Below are 26,251 nucleotides of genomic sequence, written 5' to 3'. Positions count from 1 at the left end.
TCGGAAATTAATGAATGAAGATTAACCGGATGTTTTTTCGCAATCCTTGTGGATGGTTCGGTAATAGATAGACCACAACAGGATAGAGCCTATGGCGAAACTGCCGAGTATCAAAAATGCCGTGCTGTAACCCATTCCCTGCGCTATCCAACCGCCTATTGCAGGACTTAATGCTGCGCCAAGCCCCTGCACCGTCATAACGGCTCCCTGCCCAATGTTTACCCTGCCTGTCCCGTTCAGGATGTGTGCCACCAAACCTGGCACAGCTACACTTTGCAGGCCTGCTCCAATGCCGTCTAATATTTGCACAGGATAGATACCCGACTTGCTATGCATATAAGCCGCAATAAAACCCCTTACGGGTAATGATATGAACGAGATGAGCAGTACCAGCCAGTAACCGCTTTTATCTGCCATGCGCATGGCCAGTAATGAGGTGCCGATCATGACCAGTTGTGCGATGATGATGGTCATCGCTACGAACATAGATGCATTATCATGACTTTTAGAGGCGGCCGCTAACCCGTAAAGTGGTAGCATAGCGCCGTTCCCCAGGTGAAAGAAAGCCAGCGCAGCCGCCAGCACCACTAAAGATTTACATTGGAAAAGTACTTTAAAACCGCTTGCCTTATCATCGGTGCTGTTTTGTTTCATTCCCCGAGCAGCTTTATCATCTATGGCCGATGCTGGAATCATCAGGACTGAAATAATTGATAGAACGCCAAATACGGCAGCAAGCAAGAAAATAGCGTGCATGCCAAATTTATAACCTAAATACCCCGAAAGCGCCGAGCCAACCACGTTTCCTGCATGGTTATAGGCCTGGTTATGCCCGTTCTGCCTGTTAAAGCCCTCTTGTTTTACAATACCCAAAGTGATGCCGATAATTGCCGGGCCAATGACTGACCCTGCTATTGCTGTGGCGACCTGCGAAATACTGACCAGCCAGAACTCTTGTGTCAGCAAGATAATGCACGAGGCTAGTATGGTAAATATGGCGGAGATAACCACAAAGAAACGTTTTCTTTTAGTAGCGTCTATGAGTGCCCCTGCGGGTATGGTCATGATCATTCCGGCAACACCACCAATAGTCATGACGGAGCCAATGAGGCCGCTTTTCCACCCGTGTGCTAAAAGAAAGAGACCTAGAAAGGGCCCAACCCCCGCCTGAAGGTCGGCCATAAAGAAGTTAAGGGATTGCAAAGGCCAGATGACCTTTTTATCTGTATCGGCTATTATATTTTGGCTCATCTACAGTGTTGAACATCATCAATATGATTATTGTTTATACACCTACAGGGAATATATTTATTAAAAATCTGATTTTCAGGTATTTGATATTGTTTGTGGATATTAAATTTTTATTAGATTATTAAAAAGACGCTTATTTTTTCTCGAGGTGCTTGATAAATTCACGTATCGCTTTTTCATCTACACCGGGCACATCATTCATGGTAGAATGCCCTGCACCTTTAACCAGCACAAATTTTGCATTCGGTATCAATGAGGTGTAATAGCGTACAGTTGCCGGCCGGGCTGCGTCAAATTCACCTGCGATGAGTAAGGTTGGCACAGCAATACGGTGCAGATCTGGGATACGGTTGTAGTTTACGAGTGTACCATCGGCGGTGAATTCATTTTTCCCCCACATATGTGTGTATAAGGCGTTGCCAAACTGCGCCAAAGCGGAGTCGACACGCGGCACATGCGGCCTATGGTTATAAAAGTTGGCAAAGTACAGGTCGAGGGCTTTAGCTTCCTTGAGAGAATCTTGCGGAACTCCTTTTTTTAAATTTTGAAGGATGGTTCTTTCCGGTTCGCGAAGTGCCGCCATCAGGGTATCTGCATCGGTTACCCAACGTTTGGTGCTCATGCAGGGGCTGCCCAATATCATGGCCTTGACTTGCTCAGGATGTTTAAAATAATATTCCACTGCCAGCATTGTGCCGTACGAGTGCCCATACAGGTAAAAGTTTTTTACGCCGAGGTGGTTTAGCAAAGCTTCTGTTTGCTTAATCTGGGCGTTAATGGACATGGTGGAGGTATCTGTTGTATGGTCAGACCGGCCGCAGCCCAACTGGTCATAAAAGATCACCGGCCGATCAGACGCCAGTGTAAACAAAGGGGAGAGGTAATAGCTGGGGAATCCCGGGCCGCCATGCAATAAAACCAACGGGGCCTGATTGGCAGTTTGAGGTTTACTGATCACCTTGTACCATATCTTACCCCCTGCTACCTTAAGTTGGCCTTCCTGACTGGTTAAACCCGAGGGTTGTTTACAGTTGGTTAAACCAATGGTGATGATCAACAAGCTTAATAAATGCAGGTATCGCTTCATAGCTATATTTTTAAGTTGTTTTTATTTTCCTGCTGCCAAAAAACGCTTTCCATTGCAGCATAATGTCCGGAACAAAAAATGCCATACCAGTTATGCCAAACACAATGTAGGCAAAGTCGTCTGCTGAAAGGTTGGCATAGGCAGAAATTGGATTAAGCAGGCGCGTCATAAAGAAAGTGGTAGTAATTGCATAGCTACGGGCGATCCAGAGTTGGTGTACCTGTATGTGCCTTCTCCGGGCCGATATCCAACCGAGGGTTACGGTGATGACCCAGCAGATCGCTTCAAACAATGTTGCATAGGTAAGGCGCACTGCGTACGGCAACAATGGCATTTGATGGAATAAGATCGCAAAAACAAATAATACAGACAGATAGATGCTGATAACGTATAGTTTACCCAGCACCCGGTGAAGCTTTAAATTGGTTTTTCTAAGGTAAGAAGAAAACTGAAATGGCCCGGTGATAAAGGCTATGGTGGCAAATACGACATGAGGATGTATCAGCCAGCGGATAGCATCCAGGTGGGCGCGTAAGGGATGTTTCGGATTTAATAACGGTAATTCAGAGAAATAGATAACGGAAATCACGATCAGCGTCATAATAGCTGTCAGTACCACGCGGCCTTTGTGGAATGGCTGCGAACGTAATAAAATCGCCATTAGGTTTGGTTGTTAGTATAAAATAGGATTAGCAAATACACCCAAAAATAACATTTTTGAAGAAAAGCAAGAAGTACGAAGTCCAACCGGTTTACGAATTCAAGTAGTTTGCTTCATCTATTATAGTAAGCAAAACAATTGCCCTAACTAATTTCATTTAGAATAGCGTTTGACAACAGTTAATAAAGACAGTTTTGTTAAAAGTGCCGTAGGAAGTAACTGACAAAGAAAGCCAATGCAAACAAAAGGGAGTACCATTTGAGTGCAAAAAAGCCAAGATTGAAAATATCGGGATTCGGATCCTATAGAATATAATCTAAACAGATCATATCAGGTCTGACAGGTTCGATTTTGACAAGCACTGCTTCAGCATGCGTTCAAAGCCTTCGGGGTTGAGCTTACGGCCAATAAAAACCAGGCGGCTTTCCCGCTTTTCATCGTCGTTCCATTTTTCGCCGAAACCGATAGCAAGGTCGTTATGAACGGATTGCACAATAATACGGCATGGATGACCTTCCACCCGTAATATCCCTTTCATTCTATAAATATCAGAAGCCTGAAAAGCCAGGAACATACTCATCCGCAGCTCAAAGTTCTGCAGGTTAAACGCTTCCTGGAAAGTAAAACTCAGAGAAGTGAGATTGTGGTGCGAATGCGATTCAACACGTTGCGGTGCTACCGAAAATTTAGGACGCCGCTGCACTATTTTCATCCGGTCCAAGCTAATCAGTTCGTCAAAAGGATAGTTTTCCTTAGAGGCGTTAAAAACTGCAGCAAATGGGTTCAATGCTGTTAACAGTTTTTCTATACGCTGAACATCGACCAGCGAGACCAGATCGGTTTTGTTGATAAGCAGAATGTCACTGAAGCTGATCTGTTTTCTTGCTTCGTCAGAAACCTCTAATTCTGTCTCAATGTGCCGGGCATCAACCAAGCAAATTACACGCTTTAGTTCGAAGTACCTGGATACTGTTTGATCCGTCAGGAACGGCGCTGCAACCAAAGCCGGATCCGCAATGCCTGTCGTTTCAATTACTATTTCGTCGTATTGGTCGTGCTGTGCCCAAAGAGATTCCAGTAACGCGTAGAAGTCCTGGTTCAGGCTGCAGCATAAGCAACCATTATTCATTTCAAACAAGTCGTTTTTTTCGTTTATTACCAAGTCGCCATCAATACCGATCTCGCCAAATTCATTTTCAATAACTGCCAGCCTGTAATTTTTTCGCCGGGTAATCAGTTTATTCAGAAAGGTTGTTTTGCCGGCGCCTAAAAAGCCACTGATAATAGTTACGGGTATCGGTTCAGTTGATGTCATATCGCCTGCTGTTTCGCACGGTAAAACCATTTCAACACTTGCCGATAGTAAGCTTCTCCATAGCACTGAACAAAAGTTTTGACGTAATCACTGTGGTCGTCCTCCATTATGGTAATCCGTTGTTCAATAAAATGCCTGTAAAGGTTCAGCCCGCATCCTACAGTGATGCAGTAACGCCACTCTTCGTAATTTCCCGGTATGTTCATTGCAAAATTGAAGTAGGACAAAATTAAGAATAAATTCATTAAATGCAATTTTGTTGCATTTTGTGCTTGTAATACCATAGATCGTATGGCTCAATTCAGCCCAATCTTTCGAAATTCTTTGCGGTCCGGGCAGACGAGCGTTACGCCGTTGTCACCTGATGAGTAAGTTTTATGATTTGAAGATGACGGTAAATCTTATTGTACTTATTAATATTGTGCAAAATTATATTGTGTAAAACATTTTTTGATTTGCGTTGTTTTGTCAATTATGGAAGATCTACTAAAGCTCGAAAATCAGATTTGTTTCCCGGCCTATGCGTTCTCCAGGAACTTAACCAATTTATACAGGCCGCTGCTGGCGCAACTGGATATTACTTATCCGCAATACCTGGTGTTGATGGTACTGTGGGAGCATCAGGAGCAAACCGTAAATCAATTGTGTGAGAAGTTATACCTGGATACAGGAACGCTTACGCCACTATTAAAAAGGTTAGAACAAAAAGGATTGCTGAACAGGACACGGAGCAAACAAGATGAGCGGGTGGTTATGATTTCTTTAACCGCACCAGGCAGGCAACTGAAAGGAAAAGCCAAACACATACCGATGGAATTGGTTAAGTGTGCGAATGTTTCTACGGATGAACTTCAGCAATTAAAAGCTCTTTTAAATAAAGTTTTAACCAGATAATGCGTACCTCCAAACTGCAAAATATTGCCCGCATTACGCTGGGTGCTTTTCTGGCCTTCGCCGGCATTAGCCATCTGACATTTAACCGGTCAGAATTTTTAGCGCAGGTACCTAAGTGGCTTCCTGTTAATCCAGACCTGACCGTTATTTTGTCCGGAATAGTGGAGATCAGTTTGGGTTTAGCGCTCATTTTTGCCGTCCGGTATAAAAAATGGATGGGCATTACTGCCGCTGTTTTCTTCGTGCTGATTTTCCCGGGCAACATTGCACAATACGTTAATAAAGTTAATGCCTTCGGCTTGAACACCGATAAAGCAAGACTGATACGGCTCTTTTTTCAACCTGTCCTTATCCTATGGGCGCTTTGGAGTACCAACGCGCTCAAAAAGAACAGTCATTAATTATAACATTTAATAAATCTAACAATGAAAATTTTATTTGTAGTTACCTCTCACGATCAATTGGGCGATACAGGCCACAAAACAGGCTTTTGGGTAGAAGAATTTGCCGCTCCATATTACAAATTTACCGACGCGGGTTACGATGTTGTAGTAGCCACCCCTAAAGGCGGGCAGGCACCTATCGATCCTAATAGCGAAGCGCCCTCTGCACAAACCGATGCCACCAAGCGTTATTATAGTGATGCTAACGCGCAGGAAGTTATCGCCAACACCCATAAGCTTGCCGATGTGAAAGCGTCAGATTTTGATGCTATCTTTTACCCGGGCGGCCATGGCCCGCTTTGGGATCTGGCTAACGATACGAAGTCGGCACAACTGATACTTGATTTTTATAACAGCGGCAAATTAGTAGGTGCAGTTTGCCATGCGCCCGGCGTATTTAAGAACGTAAATTTTGAGAACGGCGAGCCTTTTGTAAAAGGTAAAAACGTAACCGGATTTTCAAATACAGAAGAAGCAGCCGTAAAGCTGACGGATGTAGTGCCCTTTTTAGTGGAAGATGAACTCAAAGATCTGGGTGGAAACTACAGTAAAGTGGATGACTGGGGCGTACACGTGGTTGAAGACGGGTTACTGATCACCGGGCAGAACCCTGCTTCGTCTGAAGGTGTTGCTGAAACAATGATCGACCGGTTAAAATAATTCACATTTAAGAATTCATCAAAAATGAAAACCTTATATACCGCGGATGCAACCGCAACAGGTGGCCGTAACGGCCATGTAAAAAGCAGTAACGGCGTGTTAGACCTTGAGGTTAGAATGCCTAAAGCGCTTGGTGGTGCCAATGATGATTATACTAACCCTGAACAATTGTTCGCGGCAGGCTATGCCGCTTGTTTTGATAGCGCCCTGAATTTGGTGATCAAGCAGGAGAAGGTTGCCACCGCTGGCACCACCGTAACCGCCAAAGTAAGCATCGGCCAAAATGATGCTGGAGGTTTCGGCCTGGCTGTAGAGCTGGACGTTAATATTAAAGAAGTTGAGCTGGATAAGGCGAACGACCTGGTAGCCAAAGCACACCAGGTGTGTCCATACTCTAATGCTACCCGTGGCAATGTGGAAGTGAAATTAGCGGTTACTAATAATTAAAATTCAACAGCGGGAATAGGTTCTGATCCCGCTGTTATAAATTTACTAAATGTCATTAATAGAAGATTTAAAGTGGAGATACGCCACTAAGAAATATGACCCGACTAAAAAAGTAAGTCAGGCAGATATCGATAAGATCGTAGAAGCGGCACGTTTAGCGCCAACTTCTTCAGGGTTGCAACAGTTCCGGGTGCTGGTAGTATCTAATCAGGAGATCAAAGAGAAACTCGCACCCAGCTCGCTTAACCCCGAGGTGATGGTAGACTGTTCGCATGTATTGGTATTCGCGGCCTGGGATAGGTACACTGCCGAACGCATAGATACTATTTATGATCGTATTACCGACGAGAGGGGTTTGCCCCGCGGCAGATTTGGTAGCTATACAGACAAAATCAAAAATCTTTATCTGAACGAAACTGCTGAGGAAAACTTTGTGCACACAGCACGGCAATCATACATTGGGTTTGCATTGGCTATTGCACAAGCTGCCGAACTGAGGATTGATAGTACCCCTGCCGAGGGGTTCAATAATGCCCTTGTTGATGAATTGCTCGACCTGAAGTCTATAGGACTAAAAAGCGTAACCTTGTTATATTTAGGTTACCGTGACGAAAGCGATTGGCTGGCACCGATGAAAAAAGTGCGTAACCCGGTTGAGGATTTCGTGATCGAGTACAAGTGATCTCAATTTAAATAAACAAGTGGCTGAGTTTTGCTCGGCTAATTAGTGCAAAAGGGTTGCCATTCATGGTAGCCCTTTTGTGTTTAAAAACTTCTGTTCATTTAATGCTTACCATCACTATACGATGAGCTGCTATACACGAAAGTTACTTTAGCATTAGGGGATTGCCGGTTGTTTTGCGTCTTAAGTGCATGAAGAACAAACTGATCATCTGCCGTATGTTACCGGCACTCATTTGCCTTTTTTGTTGGGGTAACTTAATGGCCCAGCAAAAAGGTGGTAAAACGCTATATGTAAATACATTTATTGGAACAGCACCACTGAACGACCCTAAGATCCTTGGTTACAAATTACCCGACGGCTGGCGTTCATGGGCGGGCCTTACGTTTCCCGGTAGTTCGCTGCCCAATGCGATGGTGCAATTAAGCCCCATGACGGCATACGGATCAGGGGCAGGGTATCAGTACGAAGACTCGGTGATATTGGGTTTTACGCACACCAATAAAGGCCACTGGAATTTATGTAATATCCCGATTCTGCCGATGTCAAACCCGGGCGACAAGTTCGGGTCGAAATTCAGTCATAAGCGCGAGCAGGCCTCGCCCGGTTATTACCACGTTTTCCTGGATGATTACAAGGTTGATGTGAGCCTGACGTCTACACTTCGCTGCGGCTACCATCGTTATAGTTATCAAAATAATACTGCCCGTCAAATACTTTTTGATATGGGTAAGGCAAACAGCCGTGTTAATACCTGGAACCTGGAACAGGCTGGTGACTATGCCGTACAGGGCTTTCAGGGAGGGGAGAACGTTTATTTCTATGCCGTTTTAAATACTAAAATTAAAAACATAGATAAGAAAGACGAAGGGCAGCGCAGTGGATACGCCATTGTTCACCTGGCCGATGGCAGTACAGCTCCTGTCGAATTGAAGATCGGTTTGTCTTTTGTCAGCACTGCAAATGCGAAGCAGAATTTGGAAGCAGAAATAGGTAACAAAAGTTTCGAAACCATCCGTGCGGATGCTAACCGTACCTGGGAGAAACTTTTATCAACCATAGAGGTAAGCGGCGGAACACCAAAGCAAACGCAAATGTTTTATTCTTGCCTTTACCGCTCATTCTTATGGCCAGCATTACGAAGTGACGTTAACGGAGAATATCGCGATGCGAAAAGAAACATATCCAAAGGGAACCTGACTTATTATACCGAACCATCCTTATGGGATACCTATCGTAATAAAGATGTTTTGCTTGGCCTTGTTACCCCGCAGGTAACATTAAATGTAATTAAGTCGCTAAAGGACGTCGGTGATAAGACAGGTTTTATCCCTACGTTTTTCCATGGCGACCATGGAGCTTCATCAATTGCAGGCGCGTATTTGAGAGGGATAACAGATTTCGATATTCTGGGTACTTATAAGCTATTACTGCGCAATGCGAATGTAGAGGGAGGGGCCAGGCCTTACATTACTGAATACATCACTAAGGGTTATATATCAGATCCAAAGATAGACCACCCCGTAGTGGAGACGAAAGCAAAAGCTGGTGTTTCTAAAACGCTAGAATATTCATACGATGATTACTCTGTTGCGCAGATCGCGAAAAAATTGGGTGATACCGCTAACTACCGGATCATGATGAAGCGGTCTAAAAACTACCGCAATATGTTCGACCCGTCAACCCGGTTTATGCGTGGGCGATGGGAAAATGGCGATTGTATCACACCCTTTGACCCGCAGCAGCCTTATTACGAATACATGTATCGCGAAGCTAACGCATGGCAGGTGTCATTTTATGCGCCGCATGATATGCCGGGATTAATTAAGTTGTATGGCGGGCCGAAGAACTTCGAAGCGAAGCTTGATTCGCTGTTTACCCTGCCCTGGAACCCTAACCATATAGCGCGGAATGTGGAAACCATGATCGGGCAGTATTGCCAGGGTAACCAGCCGGACCATGAAGCGCCTTTTGCTTATATTTTTATCAATAAACCCGAGAAATCGCAGAAGATCATCGACCGTATCCTGAATACGCTTTACGGAATTGGTGATGAAGGATTGGAGCTAAGCGGCATGGATGATGCCGGGGAGATGTCTTCGTGGTACGTGTTCACTTCTTTAGGGCTTTACCCGTTCTCGGCTACAGACCCTGAATATATCGTTACTGTACCCTTGTTTGATAAAGTGACCTGGAAAACCAGTACAGGTAAAACATTGACCATTACGAAGCCGGGCAAAGGCAGAACGCTTACCGGGATAAAGATGAACGGGAAATTGGTGAAGGGATATTTTGTTCCGCATGAACTGTTTAAGTCTGGCGGTTCGGTAGAGATGCTGACGAAATAAAATAGAAAAGCCTTCCGGTTAAGTTCGGAAGGCTTTTTTGGTATTAGAATTTACCTGCTGCTTTTAGGGTTGCAGCGGCTTCTAAGGTAGTGACACCACTAATTTGCGTGGTTAAATCTGTTGATCCGGATGGGGCGCTTTTCCAATCCGGGCTCACCATAAAATCAGGCCTGCCGATACCTTTTGCAAATAAAGTTTGCGCATTGAACTTCAGGAAGTTTGCATAAGCATCACGGTTGGCTTGCGGTACATCATTTTTCAAGGTAAGCAATGTCAGATATCTTACCAGGATGCCTTTAAACAAACCGCCGTCGCCCTGGCCTTCGTTTTTTAATAAGCCTCCCGGTGCGATATCCAAATCTTTTGTTGTAGCGTCGGCGGTCTTAATGGCATCGTTTAAGTAAGTGCCGTCACCGGTTGCGTTATATAATTCCAGTGCCGCGCCAATGAAAACGCCCTGGTTATAGGTGAACTTATTTTTATCTATCTGCGAGTCGCCTTTGGAATTTATACCATCCCAGATAATGCCGCTGCCGTCCAATAGTTTGCCTTTTAGCCAGATATACAGTTCTTTAGCCAGGTCAAGGTCGGCGCTGTTTTTTTCCAGCTGGTATAAACGTGCAGCAAAAATAATTGCCGGGGCATTTGCTGGGGTATTCTTATAAGTCGGTTGCGATTTACGCCATGCAATGCCGCCGCCCTGGTTGGCGTTTTTGCCTGTTTTAATGTCTGTCCACAATATCTTTGCGGCGCTTAGGTAATCAGCGTCTTTTGTTGCATCATAGGCACGCAAGCTGGCCAGGGCCAACCATTCCATGTCGTCATAGTATTCATTTTCATACTTGTTGCCATTGGTTTTATAAGTACCGTTAAGCAACGACTTCATACGCTGTTTATAGATGTCGTTCTTGGTACGTAGGAAGGCATCGGTAAAAACGTCGAGCGTATGTGCCTGCGGCCAGTAGTTGTAATTGGTGTTGCCGCTGTTATTTTGCACAAAATAGTTACCGTTGGCAGATAAGAAGGTGGTATAGGTTTTTTCCTGTAAGGTATCTGCCGTAGCGGCAAAAGTGTAATTTATTTTTGCACTTACCTGGTTTGGGAAAAGCGCAAAAGGCTTGTCTTTTAAGCAGGAGGTTAACGTAAGTGCCGTTACAGACACCAGCGCTAATCTGGTTATATTTTGAATTTTGAGAGTCATAAACTTGGTTTATAATGTAAGGCAGGTGTGAGCCTGCCTTACGGTTATCAACTTATTGTTTTAGCGTAACGGTGTGGGTGTAAGCAGGCACATCTGCGTTCATCATTACCTTAATATCTGCAGACTTGTTATCAAAGTCGTGGTTGAACTTAAAGGTGTAATCATATACAGAGTTATCTACAGGTACCATGTAGAAGTAGGTTGGTGAGGTTGCTGATGTAGCAGCGCTGTTATCCCTGTTGGTACTTCCGAAATACTGATCGGTAGTTGAACCATCGGCATTTTTGAAGGTAAAACGGAATTTGTAACGCTCGTCACGTCCCCATGATTCCTGGTGGAAAACAATTGGCTTGTTATCTGCGGTCCATGTTCCGTTGCCTGCGTAAGTAAGATCAAACCAGATCTTATTATCCGCAGAGAACCAAAGCCCTACTCTGGTTACTTCTGTAGCTTTGAACAGCGCATCATTAAAGCTCACTTCCAGTTTTACCACTTTAGTGTCACTATTATTTGTTTCGCCGTCTTCAACCAACCTAGAACCGTTGAACGAATATTTTTTGATGATGCCCGTTTTTGCATCCACAAATTGGTAAGTACCCGGCTTTAATGAAGTATATACCTCAAATTTGCCTTCGCCTACTTTTTTCATTTTTACGGCCTTAGAAATATCCGTACCACCTTCAGTAGCAGAACCGGTAATATAAACAGCGTCCGGGCTTTCAAAACCTACCGGGCGTTGAACCATAATGGTCCGCTTTACTGTTGATGGGGTCAGGTTGACGCCTCTTGACGAACGTACTGTCCAGATCAGTTTTGCAATTTCCTCTGGTTTAGCACCGGCAATGGAAGCAATCTTGTTTAAGTCGCTGTAGGATAGGGTAAGTTTATTATACAAACCGTTGCCATCAGAAGGGACGGTGTATAAAGGCTTTGAAAAATCGCCGCCATCTTTATCAAAAGCTACTTCGTAAAGTACCAGACCATTGTCTGAAGCGTGGGCCTGCGCCCATTCAAAAGTTACAGAACCTGATGCGCCTGACGGAATCTTTACCGCTTTTGCATCTTCCGGTGCAAATAGGTTGGTAACGGCAGTTACATCTGCATTTTTGATTGTTTTATCCTTTTTGCAGCTTGTGATGAATAGTAGTGCTGCTAAACCTGCAACTAAGCAGTATAATGTCTTTTTCATGATTTTATGTGATTAGAAAAATCGTTCAATAATGATGTTTTTTACCAGCCCGGGTTTTGCGTTAAGTTAGGATCAACGGCCCTTTCGTCTCTCGGTATTGGCCATAAATAGGCTTTGGCCGGATCGAAGGTGCGTTGGTTAGCGCGGATATAGCCGTTATCTACCCCGGCCGGGCCGAATTTGGCACCATGCGCCCACCCATTCAATACCACCTCGGCAATCTTCCAGCGGCGGATATCAAAGATGCGCAGGCCTTCCATGCCAAATTCAACGCGGCGTTCGTTACGAACCGTCTGGCGTAAATCATCCTGGCTGGTAGCAGGGAAGTTTAGTGCAGCTGCATCTGTAAAACCGGCACGGCTTCTGACTGCACGCACGGTTTGGTTCCAAACCGAAGCATCCATCTGGCCTAATTCTACTTTAGCCTCGGCATACATTAATAGTACGTCTGCATAACGGATCAGGATCAGGTTTAAACCAGAACCAAAGTCGGCTGGGGTAGACGTAGGATCGTAATATTTACGTGTGTAATAGCCGGTTGGTGAGGCGATAGAGCCGGGCGAATATTCATCCGGGTGGGTTGGGTCTGGATCCGATCCCGGTTTAGTATAAATAGTTTTAATGGTATTGTCGGCTTTTTTCCACTGGTAACCATTATAAACAACGGTATAAGTCAAACGCGGGTCGCGGCCTACGTACGGATTGTTTTCGTTGTAGCCAGAAGTTGGATCAGTGATCTTTTTTCCGTTCAGCATCAGGTAGCTATCCACCAGTTCCTGGGTTGGGGCGATGGCATTTAGACGGCCATTTACAGATAACGGCGCCATGTCTCTGAAGTCGGTATAATACCTGGTTCCGACAGATGGCGGCAGATACTCCAGATCGAACATTACCTCTGAATTATATTCATTCTGAGGAAGGAACAGGCCTTCGTATGAATTGAACAAGGCATAAGTGCCGTAAGCAGTTCCATTCATTAACTTTTCGCACTCGGTAACTACGTCAGCCCATCGGTTCTGGTAAAGCAATACCCGTGCTTTCAGCCCCACAGCGGCACCTTTGGTAACGCGGCCGCGGTCTGCTGCAGCAAGGGCAGTATTTACAGGCAGGTCTGCAGTAGCGGCGTCTAATTCTTTCAGAATAAAATCTACCACCTGTGCTTTTGGCGTGCGTGCAATGGTTTTAGACTCGTCAATCGTCAGATCTTTATCAATCAGCGGAACATCGCCCCACCAGGTCTCGAGCATGAAATAGTGCCAAGCACGGATAAATCTCGCTTCGGCTTTCATGCGCGCTTTTAACGTAGCATCCATACCGGGTACCTTATCAACATTTTCCAGGAAGATGTTACAGGTTTTAATACCACGGTAATGATCGCCCCATTCGCTTTTCAGGCGGCCTAATGAAGCATCATAGGTTCCGGCGGCAAGCGAAGCAACACCGTTGTTATCACCACGGCCGTTGTACGCATTATCAGACATGGCCTCGTTGGTGAAAAAGTATCCGCTGTTTGATATCTGCTGGTAAGCCGTGTTCAGGATAACGCCCGCTTTATCAGCCGTAATCCAATAGTTAGCGTCGGTAAATTTATTTTCTGGAGCAAGATCCAGCTTCTTGCATCCTTGCGTTGCTGCTGCAAGCAACAGCAAAAAGCTAATTTTATGAATAATGTTTTTTTTCATGTCGGTGTAGATTTAAAGGGTAATATCAAGACCGAAACCATAATAAATAGGCAGTGGGTAAGACCGCGCACTGTTGGCGCCGCCTCCGTTTGGTACGTTTGCGCTCCCCGATAATTCGGTTGACTCCGGATCGATAAACTTCATTGCGGAGAATGTGAGCAGGTTCTGCCCGGTCAGATAAGCCCGCAGTTTACGCATGCCGATCTTTTTTGATAAGCCACCTGGTAACGTATAGCCGATCTGCACGTTTTTAACCCTTAAATAAGAGCCATCGAACAAATACATGTCTGAACCCCGACGGAAGTTATTGGTGTTAGACTGGCTACCGCTGGCCGCAAGGCGAGGAAAGCGCGCATCAGGATTGTCGGGTGTCCAGTAATCCAGTTGGTGCTGATAGATTACCTGCGAATAGTTTACGTGGAAAGGTTCTACCTGCTCGCCGCGAACAAACATGCTGCGTTTGCCTACGCCTTGCAGAAATAAGCCTAAATCAAACTGTTTAACAGAAACGCTATAGTTAAACCCGAAGGTTAGGCGGGGGAAGCCATTACCAAGAACAAAACGGTCATTGTCATCAATAACGCCATCTCCGTTCACATCCACGTAGCGGTTATCGCCCGGTGATACGGTGATCCCTGCCGGTTTCGGCCCGTTCTGGATATCATCCAGGTTCTGGAAATAACCATTACGTTTTAAACCAACATAAGAGCCGATAGGTAAACCAACTTTGTTGATGATCTGCATCTCGTCGTAAGACCGGATCTGATCACCACCTTCCAGCTTCAATACCTTGTTTTTGGTATCGGCAACGTTAAAAGCAAAAGTGTGGTTAAATGCGCCTGTTTTTGCGCGGTAGTTCACGGTTAACTCCCAGCCGCGGTTTTGTACTTCACCCGCATTATAATCCGGCAATGATGCTCCAAAAGTGCCGGGCACTACCGGTGGCAGCAGAATATCGCGGGTGACTTTGTTAAAGTAATCGGCGGTAACAGAAAGTGCGTTTTTAAAGAAAGTCGCATCAAAGCCGATGTTAAAGGTTGCTGCGCGTTCCCAACGGATATCCGGGTTGGCGAAGTTGATGTTAGAGGTACTAACCGGAAGATTATTGAATGAATAAAAGGTATTTGACGATACGTTAAACGTATTGAAATACTGATAATCGCCAACGTTCTGGTTACCCAAAATACCGTAAGAAGCGCGTAGTTTAAGGTCGCCAAACTTATCTCGGTAGTTTTGCATAAAACTTTCTTCGCTTAAGCGATAGCCCAGCGTTCCGGATGGGAAGAAGGCATTACGGTTTTGTTTGGCAAATTTGGATGAAGCATCAACCCGGAAATCAAACTCGCCGTAGTACTTGCTCTTATAGTTGTAAGAAGCTCGTCCGAATAGCGAGTTCAGGCTGGTTTCTACTTTGTTGTTGTTAGTGGCAGTAGACGATGTTTCAATAACAGTGCCGGTAACAGGCGTGCCTAATTCCGGATCGGTGTATTTCAATCGAAGAAAGTTTGATTCGTTATTGGTGGACTCGTTGGCCACACCTACCAGCAGGTCGACGAAATGATCTTTGTTGATGGTTTTAGTGTATTGTGCCAGGAACTGCGAATTAACAAACAGGTTTTTATTATTGTCATCTGTGGTGTTCCGGTCAGAACCATAGCTGCCTTTTGGCAGGAAGTTCACCTGCATCACACGACCGAACATGTGGTTGGAAAGCAGGGTTCCGCCGAATACGCCTTTCAATTTGAAATCTTTGGTAACGGCAAGTTCTGCTGTTAAATTTCCGAAGATGTTATCATTGTCGCGTTTGCGATAACCGCCTTTTTCAAGGATACCAAGTGGGTTAAACTCGGCCAGTACATCGTTCGTCAGGTAGTTGCCCTGCGCATCCTGAATAGGGTAGTAGGTGGGGGTACGGCCTGCATCTACAATCAGCGTCCCTGTATTGAACGAGTGTTCTTTTATTTCAGTGCGTGCATAAGAAAGTATGCTGGTTACCTTCAGTTTACCAAACTCACTGGTCAGGTTCATGCGGTAATTGTAGCGTCTTAAACCATAATCAGGGCCAACAAGGTTACTGCGCTGATCAAGAACACCGGCAGACACCAGATATGACGAGGTTGCATTACCACCGGAAAGACTTAGGTTATGGTTTTGCTGAGGCGCGTTTTTAAGTATGGCATCCAGGAACCACTCCTCATCGCCATGTTGCTGAAACTGGCGTATCTGGGCTGGTGAATAAATCGGGGTAAGTCCGGCATTCACTACGGCCTCGTTCCGCAGTATCGCATTTTCATAAGCATGGACAGGTTTGTAACCCACATGTGGTTTTTGTATGCCATATTGCCCATTATAGGTTAACGTGGCCGCCGTATTCTTGCTGCCTTTTTTGGTAGTTACCAGGATAACGCCATTGGCAGACCGCGAACCGTAAATGGCTGCGCTACCGGCATCTTTCAATGTAGAAATTGTCTCGATATCATTAGGGTTAAGCAGGTTCAGGTCGCCACCGGTAATCCCATCTATAACTACCAGCGGACTGTTGTTGCCAAATGTGCTTACACCGCGGATGTTAATGGTTTGGTAAGCGCCCGGCTCGTTGTTGTTTTGCTGAATGATTAAGTTGGGCAAAGTCCCCTGCAAAGCCTGGGTAAGGTTTACTGCAGGTTTTCCTTCTATAGCTTTTGACGTGATCTGGTCTACTGCGCCTACAACGTTTGCGCGGCGTTGCGTACCGTAACCTACCACTACCACTTCGTTAAGTGAGGTAGCAGCAGGCATCAGTTGTACATCGATAGTGGTTTGGCTGCCAACAGCTACTTCTTTGGTAGTGAAGCCGATAAAAGTAAACACAAGTGTGTTATTCGCGTCGGGTACGTTTAAGGTATAGTTACCGTTAACATCTGTCACGGTGGCTATATTGCTGTTTTTTACTCTTACGCTAACACCCGGCAGGGGCTTATTGGTGTCGTCAATAACCCGGCCGCGTACCTTTATGGCTTGCTCGGAATTATTTGCTCCTGTTGTCGCGGCGGTAGTGGGACGGTCACTGATAACAATCACGTTATCAATAATCTTGTACGATAGATGAAAAGGTGTAAGCAGCTCATCTAAAACTAATTTCATCGGACGCTGGTCAACGTCAATATTCACCTTAAACGGTGGTTTAACCACGTTATCGGCATAAGCAAATTTCACCTGGTTATCTGCAGATAACTTTTCAATAACGTCCGTAAGCTTTTTGTTTTTTAGCTTAAGCGTTACCGTTTGCTCCAGGAATTTCTGTCCGTAAGAGTTGTTTGCGATAGCTGAAAAGCACATCAGGCAAACCACGAAGACGGCAAGCGAGGTAAATTTCATTAATATCAGTGCATAACGAACTACTCCATTAGAAAATAGAGATATATTCATAAATTTGAATGAGTTAAAGTGTTTGAATTAAAGTGTTCCGCTCTGAATTGGACCTCTGAAACGGTACACTAATTAATAACCCGGCATTTTAATCTACCCTGGTCAAATCCGTTTGAGCAGGGTTTTTGTTTTTCTAAGTAATCATTGTTCTTTCCTGGATTTAGATTTGTTTAATTGGTATAATAGATTTAATTGGTGTATTAGCAACCTTTACCGCGCAAATGGTAGCCCTTACCTTCGGGTGTTGCATTCCCTTTTACCAGTTTGGAAATAATTTCCATGATATGCGAAAAGGATACGTTGGTGAAATTGGCCGAGATAGAACACCCAGCAAGATTAGGATCTGCATTTATTTCGACGTTAAAACGTCGGCGTAATGAACTTAAAACGTCTTTTAATGCGGCTTGCTTAAATACCAGTTCGCCGTCTTTCCAGCCAGAAGACAGTTGGACGTCTACATTCTCTTGCTTTACCAAAGCCAGTGTTGATTTATTTACGCGTAATTCCTGGCGAGGGGTAAGTAAAACGGCTTGTTGCTTTGCCGCTGTTTTTGGAGTACTTAAAACACCCACTTTACCTGTAACCACATCTACTTGTACAAATGCATCTTCCGGGTAGGCTTTTACATTGAAACTTGTACCTAACACTTGCGTTTGGATATGGCCGGTATGGATGATAAATGGCTGATCTGATTTGTGGGCCACGTCAAAAAAAGCTTCACCCTCTAAGGTGATCTCTCTTTTGGCGCCCCTGAACCTTTCGGGGTAAATTAATTTACTACCGCCGTTAAGCCATAGTTTAGTTCCATCGGCAAGGGTATAACTAACCATCTGTCCATTAGCGGCGGTTAATGTTTTTACAGCAACAGGGTCTACTTTATCTAAAATTTGTGTGCGATACTGGTAAGAAATAGCCGCTAAACCAACGATGACCAGCAACGAGCAGGCAACGGCCAGTTTTTTACCGATGTTGTTTTTTCTTTGTTCAATTTCATTTAAGGCAAGGTTGATGCGCGAAAATACCTTGTCCTGGTCAAACGGTTCGGCGCCATCGACTGGCTGCTGGTTTTTGAGTTGCAGTTCGTCGAAATACCGCTTTGCCAGTTCTTGCTGTTGCAGGCTATCGCCAGACGGCTTACGCTTTTTCAGGAAATTGAATTTATTCATCGGTTTATGGGTGTAAGATGCAATAGAAAGACCTACCCCCTAAAACAAAGAAAAATTTTTATATCGATTTTAGTTCAGCAGGTGTAACAGTAGTACAATTGCTATTTGAGGTAAGTAATCGCTTAAGCCTGCACGCAGATGGCGCAATGCAATAGTGATTTGATTTTCTACCGTTTTAACAGATATGTTAAGCATGGATGCAATTTCTTTATTACTCAGGTATTGTGTTCTGCTGAGTTTGAATATCTGTCGGCATTTTTCGGGTAGGGACGCCACATTTTCATCCAGCACCCGGTTGATATCATTACGCAGTAGCTGGCTATCTGCCCCGTACTTTTCTGCCAGTAGTTCAATAGCAGAGATATCCAGTTCGGCACGTTTGGTACGCAGGTACATTAGTACGCGGTTTTTAATCGCCACCTTAAGGTACCACTCTAACGAGTTTATTTTTAACTGGTGACGCTTTACCCAAAGGTCTATAAATAGCTCTTGTACCAGATCCTCACAAATCGCCTGATCTTTAAAAAGCTGGTAGGCTGCGTAGTAAAGCTTTGCAGAATATTTATTGTACAGGATATTGAATGCCGTTTGGTCATCTGACCGCAGCATTTCTAATAACGTCGCGTCGGGCCACATCTGATCGTCCTGTCCTGAGAGCATAAGGCGAATGGTAGGTAGTGAATTGGTAATACATAGTTACAATTTTTTAATAATAAAATGAAAGTTTATCAATGAATCATTTAGACGACGTTGCTTTTCAGGAAGAATCGGAAGCTTTTGTTATGCAATAATTTTAAACCCGACGGCTAAGAAAAGTATCCCGATCAAGGTTGTGTATTCATCCTACTTACAACCTCTCCATCAGGCGTGAATCAGGGCTTGTTGATCGCTTTATCTGCTTTAGCCGTAAATGACCACGTCTGCCAAAATGCTTTAGCTTGTCTGAAAGTTGGAAATTCCCCTCAAAGGAGAATAGAAAGAAAATCTGCTCGAGCCTCTTTGTTATTGACTATCAGTAAGTTTAACTTCGTTTGTAACATATATATTATAATATCGTAAAATCCTTTATGAAATATATACGCCAGTTGGACAGTATAAGAGCCATTGCTATAATTACCGTTATAATGGTACATTGGTGGCCAAAAAATACCTTTCTATATACTTTAGCTGGTTATTGCAATGCCCCGAGTGTGTTTTTCACGCTCAGCGGTTTTTTAATCACCAGCATTTTACTTAAAGACCGGCTGAAATCAGAAAAAACCGGTGTTAATAAATTACTGGTTTACGTGAACTTTTTCGCTAAACGAGCATTACGCTTGTTCCCTGGCTATTTTTTAATATTGGGTATATGGTATTTTACACGTCCGGGATCCGAGCCTATCAACTTTAAATATTATTTGACTTTCACCTCAAATATTTATACTTATCGCATTCAGCAATGGCCGGCTTTGGCTCACTTATGGTCAATGGCGGTAGAAGAGCAATTTTATTTCATATGGCCTTGGGTGATTCTATTTACCAACCGCAAATATTTAGGTTATGTTATCACCTTGTTTATAGGCATGGGGCTAATCAGCGAAAAACTGACTTCTGATAATGCTTTCTCGGCCATGCTGACCACCAATTGTCTTAATGCGTTGGCTGGGGGGGCGCTGTTAGGATGGTTAACCATCACACATTCACCATTATTATCCAAAATATATACGCCCGTAAGTATAGCCGCTGTTGCAAGTTTGGCAATATTGCTTTGCCAGGCTATTTTTCATCGTCTTTATTTTATACAAGACACAACGCTGGCTACTATTATAACTATATGGATTATTTTGTTTTTTGTCCGGAAGCCAGAATCCGGATCTTACCTTTTTGCTTTTGTTTTAGATAATAAACAGCTGATGCATATAGGTAAAATAAGCTACGGTATTTATCTTTTTCATTTTATATTGCCGTATTATACCTATCATTTTCTACAGCCGTTCAATGCTTTCCTGGGCTTGCCTCCAGTATCCTATGATCAGGATTATGTGTTGATTTTTGAAAACTTTGTGCTGTTGATAGGAATCTCGGCACTTTCATATCGTTACTTTGAACAACCGATATTAACGTTGAAAAAGTATTTTAAAATGCCAGATGCTAAGAACCATCCAGATTTAACTAACATCCTGAAAGAAACGGGTGTTACAACTGCTGATTCAGGAAACTACCATGAGCATGGTGTGAGCAATGGGGATGGCATTTAATAAAAAAGCAGTTTTTTACGATATATCGAGTTTGATCTCCTTCTCAAATAGCTGCTGAGATTGCGGTCGCTTCCGTGTTGTTCCGTTCGTGATTGCAAATTGGAGTAGAATGAATAATATCAGTATGCGTTAACACCTTTTTAAGTTAAGTACTTCCCTGAATCCTATAAGAATGTATTATAGATATTTAGCCTGATTTTACAGAGAACGACAACCAGTCTCTTAATTTTTCTTGCTGCAAATTTTGCAGTATTGATTTTTTTTATTTTAAATTGCTCTACCAATTATTAGTAAAGCCGCACGGCCTGTTTAATAAGTGTATTTAAGACACTTAATTTTTGAAGTTAGAGAAGACCCCTATGAGACGGCAGCCAGATGACGAAATGCTGATTAGCTCCATTGCTAATGGCGACAGGCATGCTTTTGCGGCATTATATACCAGGTATCTTAAAAGTGTTCACAATTATGTATTCCTGGTATGTGGTGATGCGGAGACAGCAGAGGAGATTGTGCAATCGTTGTTTGTTAAGTTGTGGGAAAATCGTGAAAGGTTGCATGCGGTGTTCTGCATCAGGTCTTATCTTTTCAAATGTGCAAAAAACATGCTGTTAGATCATTTGCGAAAAGAGCAGATGAAAGCGCGCGTGTATCAGCAAATATCACCTAAAGAAGAAGCAGTTGCTGACGGAGCTGACAGCCGGATCATATTCAACCAGTATCTGCATATTATGCGTGAAGCCATTAATCTGTTGCCAAACAAACGGAGGCAGATTGTGCTGATGCGGACAGAAGATGAGCTATCCTTGGATGAAATTGCGGCAGACCTTGATATATCAAAATCAGTTGTCAAAAAACAGCTTTATCAGGGTTTAAGTTTTATCCGCAGTTATATCAGTGTACAGTTGGATCTGGTTGTTTTAATTTTCTTTATTCTTTTCAAATAAATTTTATCGCCTAGGGGTCCTTTCTCTGTCTTGGTTCGTCATTATAATATGAAACGAAGGGCACTCGCACTTTTCTTGCAAAAATTCAGGGATGGCAACTTTACCCCGGAGGAGCATGCCGAGTTTGTAAAATGGTTGGAGACCATTCCTTCGGATCAGGTTGCTGAAGTGCTTGATGAACTTGCAGATTATTCCGTTGCCGTTGATGATCCAAAAGAAGGGGATGAGGAGCTCATCGGTAGGTTGAAACGTGGTATAGAACAACGATTGGATGATTCGGATCCAAGCTTGCTCAATCACAAACGCAGACATCACGTCCTTTCTACTCTTTTTAAAGCCGCCGCCGTACTGATGCTTATTGGTATTGGTGCACTCTTCTTTCAACGTCAAAAACAAGCGCCGGCAAAACAACAATTAGCAGTAAAACCGGTACGCATTGAACCAGGCAGAAATCAAGCGTACCTGACACTCGGCAGCGGCCAGAAAATTGCCCTTGAACATGTGCCAAACGGTGTTTTAGCAGAGGATGGCGGTATCACTATCGTGAAGGTAAAAGACGGGGAAGTGCGGTTCCGTCAAACTATAACAAAATCCAACTATTCCAGGCAGATAAAAGTAACTGTGCCCAAAGGCGGGCAGTATAAAGTTGTGCTGGCAGATGGCTCTGCAGTGTGGTTAAATGCCGCTACCGAATTGGAAACGCCGGTGCAATTCCCTGCCCACGAACGGCTTGTAAAACTCCTTGGTGAAGGTTATTTCGAGGTTGCAAAAGATAAGCGCAGGCCGTTCAAAGTAGTGTCTGAAAAAATGACTGTGCAGGTATTCGGTACGCATTTCAACGTCAATGCCTATGCCGATGAACCATTTGCAAAAGCAACACTGTTAGAAGGCTCTGTGAAAGTAAGCCAGGGAATGCAAGCCAAAATGTTGAAACCTGGGCAACAAGCCCGCGTTGGTCGTCATATCAAAGTGTTGAAGGTAGCCGCAAATGAGGCTGTCGAATGGAAAAATGGAAATTTCAACTTCGCTCATGAGGATATCCGAAGCATTATGCGAAGAATATCCAGGTGGTATAACGTAGAAGTAGATTACACGCGAAAGATAACAGATGAGGGCTTTTTAGGCACAATCCCACGTTCCGCTCAGATAGAAGATGTGCTTCACCTGCTGGAACTCACCAGAACCGTTCACTTTAAAATAGAAGGAAGGAGGATAATTGTTATGAAATGATTCTACCAAAAGTAGAACGGAAAAAGAAGCCCAAGATGCTGCAACATCCCGGGCCCAGAGTGTCTGGTTCTACAGTACTTAATTAACAGCATTACTTACCGATTTAAACCAAAACTATCAAAGATATGAAACTTTATGCTTCTATAAGGCATACAAGGTCTTGTTGCGTCCGAAAATTCCTTCTTATAATGAAATTGACCTACGTTTTAATGGTAACAGCTTTTCTGCAGGTGTCGCTGGCCGGCAATGCCCAGAGGCTAACCCTTTCTGCCAAAGCTATGCCACTAGCGCAGGTGCTGGAACACATCCAGCAGCAAACGGGTTACCATTTTTTGGTTACAGACCAGATGCTTGCCGAGACCAACAACGTTACGGCAAAATTCAAGAATAAACCGCTGGCCGATGCCCTGAAAGAGTGTTTTACTAACCAGCCATTAGGTTATGAGATAAAAGAAAACCTGATTGTTCTTTACCGGAAGCCATTAGCAGAGACAACTAAGGCAGCCGACGTAAAGATAACCGGTGAGGTTACGGATGACAACAACCAACCACTCCCCGGTGTAACTATCAAATTACAGGGATCAAATACATCAACCCAAAGCAATGTAGATGGAAAATTTACCATCAATGTACCGGATGGGAAGGGTACTTTGCTTTTTTCTTTCATTGGTTTTACTTCGCGGGAGGTACAGATAGTTGGCGGCCGTACAGCTTATAATGTACAAATGCGTACGCAACTGAAATCGTTGAACGAAGTAGTGGTGATCGGTTACGGTCAGCAACGAAAGGCAGACGTAACCAGTGCCGTAACCACTGTAAAATCTGAAAACTTTGTAACTGGCCCGGTTACAGACGCCGCTGCACTTTTAAGAGGCAAAGTTGCGGGTTTAAGTATTTCAAACCCTTCTGGCGACCCTAATGCGCAATCGCAAATTCAACTTCGCGGTAACAATACGATCCTCGGTGCGAATACCGGCGTGCTTGTTATCATTGATGGAATTCCGGGTGATCTGCTTACGGTTGCGCCAGAAGACATAGCAGAAATTTCTGTGCTTAAAGATGGTTCTTCGGCGGCAATATACGGTGTTAGAGGTTCTAACGGGGTAATTATCGTTACCACAAAATCGGGCCAGGGCAGAAATGGGGCACATGTAGATTATAGTGGAAATGCGAGTGTCGGGCAAATCACCAGGCGCCCCAAATTACTTACTGCCCAGGACTACCGCGACCAGATCAAGGACGGGATCCGCGACCCATCTTACGATAAGGGCAGCTCGACAGACTGGCTGGATGCCATCACTAAGAAATTTCCGGTTTCTACGCTACAGAACGCCAGTTTTAGTGGAGGCAATGGTCAAACTAATTATACGGCCTCTTTCAACTACCGTTTATTAAACGGGATGTTCCTTCGGTCAGATCATAGCCAAATTACCGGCAGGGCAGATATTAACCATTCTATGTTTGATGGTAAATTAAAGTTCAACTTCGGCTTGCTGCAAACGAATTTCAATAGCCGCGATTTCAATTATTATGATTACCGGCAGGCCATGCGTATGAACCCTACGGCACCGGTAGTAATGCCGGACGGTACTTTCTACCAGGAACCCAATAACTTTGAGTATCAAAATCCGGTTTCTGATGCCTACACTGTTGACGCGCCTAACAGCGCTTTTAGTAGCAGGTATAATACAACCATTTCGTTTTTGCCGATTGAAGGGTTAAGATTAGCAGCAACAGGTTCATATACCAAATCAGGCTATCAAAACCTTTCTTATGAGAACCATCAAAACATTTCTACTTTGCGTGATAAGCAAAATGGTGTAGCACGGATTTACCAGGGCCAAGCGGTTAGCCGGTTCTTGAACTTGTCTGCCGAATATACCCGCTCGTTCGGCGATCACCGTTTTACCGTACTTACCGGCTACGAATACCAGGATTATAATAATTTTGAAACAAGCATTATTAACCACGGCTTCCCAACAGATATTTTCGGATATAACCAGATCCAGTTAGGGGTAGCCCAAAAGATCGGTCAAGACATTATTAGCAGCAAAAGGACGCAAACAAATCTGATCAGCTACTTTGCCCGTGCTACCTATAATTACAAAGAGAAGTACCTGTTGCTGGCCAGTATGCGTATAGACGGTGCAAGCCAGTTTTATGGTGCAAGTAAGCCCTATGGTAGATTTCCTTCATTACAGGCCGGGTGGCGTTTAACCAAAGAGAAATTTATGGAGAATCAAACCCTGTTTGATGATCTGAAATTGCGCGCTGGTTACGGTGTTACCGGTAATCAGCCTTCCCAGAGCTTCCTGGCAGTAGGTCTGTTAGGGTACGGAAATTATATTCTTTATAACGGCCAATGGATTCAAACGCTATCGCCAAGTCAAAATGCTAATCCCGCGTTGCGTTGGGAGGAAAAGCATGAAACCAACCTGGGTTTAGATTTTAGTTTGCTTAAAAATAGGATTAACGGTACCGTAGATTTGTACAACAGACGCGTTACCGGCTTACTTTATGATTACATAGTGCCGAGCCCTCCAAATCTTTATAACAGTACTAAAGCCAACGTGGGTACCCTGAATAATAAAGGTATTGAGGTTTCGGTAAATTTTGTTCCCGTAAAAACCAAAGATTTCAGTTGGACCAGCACGGTTAATTTTTCAACCAATAGAAATAAACTCGTAAGTCTTTCTAACGATCTTTACCAAGCGACACTACCGTACTTTACTGCCGGCAGCACCGGTCCACCGGCAACAACTTTTACGAATATTGTGCAGGTTGGACATAATATCGGCGACTTCTATGCCTTCAAAGTAGTAGGTATAACCAAAGATGGTTACTGGATCTACCAGGAACCGGACGGAAGTACCGTGACATATACGGATCCCCGGTTTAAACACGCCTTTGAAGATAAGCAAGTTGTAGGTAACGGTCTTCCTAAATACTATGCCGGCTGGAACAACACCATTAACTACAAAAACTGGGATTTCAGCGTCACTATGCGTGGTGCCTTCCGTTTCCAGATCGCCAACCTGCAACGTGCAGATTTCGAACTGCCGGGTATAATGAACTACAACCGTATGGCCAGCGCATATGATAAAATTTATGGGGTGGCCGTATTGAATAAAAACGTAGCGCAGGAGTTTAACAGCTACTACATTGAAAACGGTGATTTCTGGAAGATCGATAACATTAATTTAGGTTATACATTCAGAAAGCTGAAAACAAAATACATCCGTAGTCTGAGAGTTGCGTGCTCCACCCAGAATACCTTCATTATTACCAAGTATAAAGGAAATGATCCTGAAGTTGATCTGAGCGGCTTAAGCCCTGGCATTGATGCGAGAGACGTATATCCGTCGCAACGCATATACAACCTTAGCGTATCAGCCAGCTTCTAAAG

Annotated in this window: 21 protein-coding genes; 10 read left to right on the top strand and 11 right to left on the bottom strand. The window is 44.0% G+C overall.

Translation table 11 applies throughout. The annotated features are described in order from the left end of the window. Positions 1-21 precede the first annotated feature (21 nt). The 5 genes from MUY27_RS04915 to MUY27_RS04895 all read right to left on the bottom strand — a co-directional run bounded on the left by MUY27_RS04915 (position 22) and on the right by MUY27_RS04895 (position 4,520). Positions 22-1,251, bottom strand: coding sequence for an MFS transporter (locus MUY27_RS04915; protein ID WP_245128872.1), 1,230 nt, complete (start codon positions 1,249-1,251; stop codon positions 22-24). Between the two features lie 133 nt (positions 1,252-1,384). Continuing rightward, positions 1,385-2,338: a proline iminopeptidase-family hydrolase gene (locus tag MUY27_RS04910; RefSeq protein ID WP_245128871.1), complete on the bottom strand. Its 954-nt coding sequence runs from the start codon at positions 2,336-2,338 to the stop codon at positions 1,385-1,387. A gap of 10 nt (positions 2,339-2,348) precedes the next feature. Beyond that, positions 2,349-2,999: a DUF2306 domain-containing protein gene (locus tag MUY27_RS04905; protein ID WP_245128870.1), complete on the bottom strand. Its 651-nt coding sequence runs from the start codon at positions 2,997-2,999 to the stop codon at positions 2,349-2,351. 325 nt (positions 3,000-3,324) lie between these two features. Then, positions 3,325-4,314: a CobW family GTP-binding protein gene (locus tag MUY27_RS04900; RefSeq protein ID WP_245128869.1), complete on the bottom strand. Its 990-nt coding sequence runs from the start codon at positions 4,312-4,314 to the stop codon at positions 3,325-3,327. Beyond that, positions 4,311-4,520, bottom strand: coding sequence for a hypothetical protein (locus MUY27_RS04895; RefSeq protein WP_245128868.1), 210 nt, complete (start codon positions 4,518-4,520; stop codon positions 4,311-4,313). Before MUY27_RS04895 ends, MUY27_RS04900 begins: the two co-directional genes overlap by 4 nt. Positions 4,521-4,788: 268 nt before the next feature. Between MUY27_RS04895 and MUY27_RS04890 the strand changes: the two genes are divergently transcribed. The 6 genes from MUY27_RS04890 to MUY27_RS04865 all read left to right on the top strand — a co-directional run bounded on the left by MUY27_RS04890 (position 4,789) and on the right by MUY27_RS04865 (position 9,788). Continuing rightward, entirely contained in the window at positions 4,789-5,208 is a 420-nt protein-coding gene (locus MUY27_RS04890) for a MarR family winged helix-turn-helix transcriptional regulator (protein ID WP_245128867.1), read from the top strand. Continuing rightward, a complete protein-coding gene (locus MUY27_RS04885; protein ID WP_245128866.1) occupies positions 5,208-5,609 on the top strand; it encodes a DoxX family protein in 402 nt (133 codons plus the stop codon). The genes MUY27_RS04890 and MUY27_RS04885 overlap by 1 nt, the downstream gene beginning before the upstream one ends. A 24-nt stretch (positions 5,610-5,633) precedes the next feature. Further along, entirely contained in the window at positions 5,634-6,311 is a 678-nt protein-coding gene (locus MUY27_RS04880; protein ID WP_245128865.1) for a type 1 glutamine amidotransferase domain-containing protein, read from the top strand. A 24-nt stretch (positions 6,312-6,335) separates the two neighbouring features. Beyond that, positions 6,336-6,758, top strand: a complete 423-nt coding sequence (locus MUY27_RS04875; protein WP_245128864.1) for an organic hydroperoxide resistance protein — start codon at positions 6,336-6,338, stop codon at positions 6,756-6,758. Between the two features lie 49 nt (positions 6,759-6,807). Then, on the top strand, positions 6,808-7,440 hold the full coding sequence (locus MUY27_RS04870) for an NAD(P)H-dependent oxidoreductase (RefSeq protein WP_245128863.1): 633 nt from the start codon (positions 6,808-6,810) through the stop codon (positions 7,438-7,440). Between the two features lie 191 nt (positions 7,441-7,631). After that, complete coding sequence (locus tag MUY27_RS04865) at positions 7,632-9,788, top strand: GH92 family glycosyl hydrolase (RefSeq protein WP_245128862.1); 2,157 nt, start codon at positions 7,632-7,634, stop codon at positions 9,786-9,788. 43 nt (positions 9,789-9,831) lie between these two features. Here the strand turns inward: MUY27_RS04865 and MUY27_RS04860 are convergent, their stop codons facing one another. The 6 genes from MUY27_RS04860 to MUY27_RS04835 all read right to left on the bottom strand — a co-directional run bounded on the left by MUY27_RS04860 (position 9,832) and on the right by MUY27_RS04835 (position 19,094). Further along, the gene (locus MUY27_RS04860; protein WP_245128861.1) at positions 9,832-10,989 is read right to left on the bottom strand and encodes a glycoside hydrolase family 76 protein; all 1,158 of its coding nucleotides are present in this window, start codon (positions 10,987-10,989) and stop codon (positions 9,832-9,834) included. A gap of 52 nt (positions 10,990-11,041) precedes the next feature. Beyond that, positions 11,042-12,178 carry a SusE domain-containing protein gene (locus MUY27_RS04855; protein WP_245128860.1) on the bottom strand — a complete coding sequence of 379 codons (1,137 nt, stop codon included), beginning with the start codon at positions 12,176-12,178 and terminating at the stop codon, positions 11,042-11,044. 41 nt (positions 12,179-12,219) lie between these two features. Further along, complete coding sequence (locus tag MUY27_RS04850; protein WP_245128859.1) at positions 12,220-13,860, bottom strand: RagB/SusD family nutrient uptake outer membrane protein; 1,641 nt, start codon at positions 13,858-13,860, stop codon at positions 12,220-12,222. Positions 13,861-13,872: 12 nt separating this feature from the next. Continuing rightward, complete coding sequence (locus MUY27_RS04845; protein ID WP_245128858.1) at positions 13,873-17,268, bottom strand: SusC/RagA family TonB-linked outer membrane protein; 3,396 nt, start codon at positions 17,266-17,268, stop codon at positions 13,873-13,875. Positions 17,269-17,468: 200 nt separating this feature from the next. Beyond that, entirely contained in the window at positions 17,469-18,434 is a 966-nt protein-coding gene (locus tag MUY27_RS04840) for a FecR family protein (protein WP_245128857.1), read from the bottom strand. Between the two features lie 69 nt (positions 18,435-18,503). Then, the gene (locus MUY27_RS04835; RefSeq protein ID WP_245128856.1) at positions 18,504-19,094 is read right to left on the bottom strand and encodes an RNA polymerase sigma-70 factor; all 591 of its coding nucleotides are present in this window, start codon (positions 19,092-19,094) and stop codon (positions 18,504-18,506) included. 407 nt (positions 19,095-19,501) lie between these two features. On the opposite strand from MUY27_RS04835, the gene MUY27_RS04830 reads away from it, so the two are divergent. The 4 genes from MUY27_RS04830 (at position 19,502) to MUY27_RS04815 (ending at position 26,249) form a co-directional block, all read left to right on the top strand. Continuing rightward, positions 19,502-20,671 (top strand): acyltransferase family protein, encoded by a 1,170-nt coding sequence (locus tag MUY27_RS04830; RefSeq protein WP_262918278.1) that lies wholly within the window; start codon positions 19,502-19,504, stop codon positions 20,669-20,671. Positions 20,672-21,030: 359 nt separating this feature from the next. Further along, positions 21,031-21,615, top strand: coding sequence for an RNA polymerase sigma factor (locus MUY27_RS04825; protein ID WP_245128855.1), 585 nt, complete (start codon positions 21,031-21,033; stop codon positions 21,613-21,615). Positions 21,616-21,663: 48 nt separating this feature from the next. Further along, positions 21,664-22,845 (top strand): FecR family protein, encoded by a 1,182-nt coding sequence (locus MUY27_RS04820; protein WP_245128854.1) that lies wholly within the window; start codon positions 21,664-21,666, stop codon positions 22,843-22,845. A 188-nt stretch (positions 22,846-23,033) separates the two neighbouring features. Then, positions 23,034-26,249, top strand: a complete 3,216-nt coding sequence (locus MUY27_RS04815; RefSeq protein WP_245128853.1) for a SusC/RagA family TonB-linked outer membrane protein — start codon at positions 23,034-23,036, stop codon at positions 26,247-26,249. Positions 26,250-26,251 lie beyond the last annotated feature (2 nt).

The organism is Mucilaginibacter straminoryzae, from assembly GCF_022953055.1.
Lineage (GTDB): Bacteria > Bacteroidota > Bacteroidia > Sphingobacteriales > Sphingobacteriaceae > Mucilaginibacter > Mucilaginibacter straminoryzae.
Note: the sequence above shows the minus strand (reverse complement) of the source record. Positions and strands in the feature narration are given on the sequence as shown.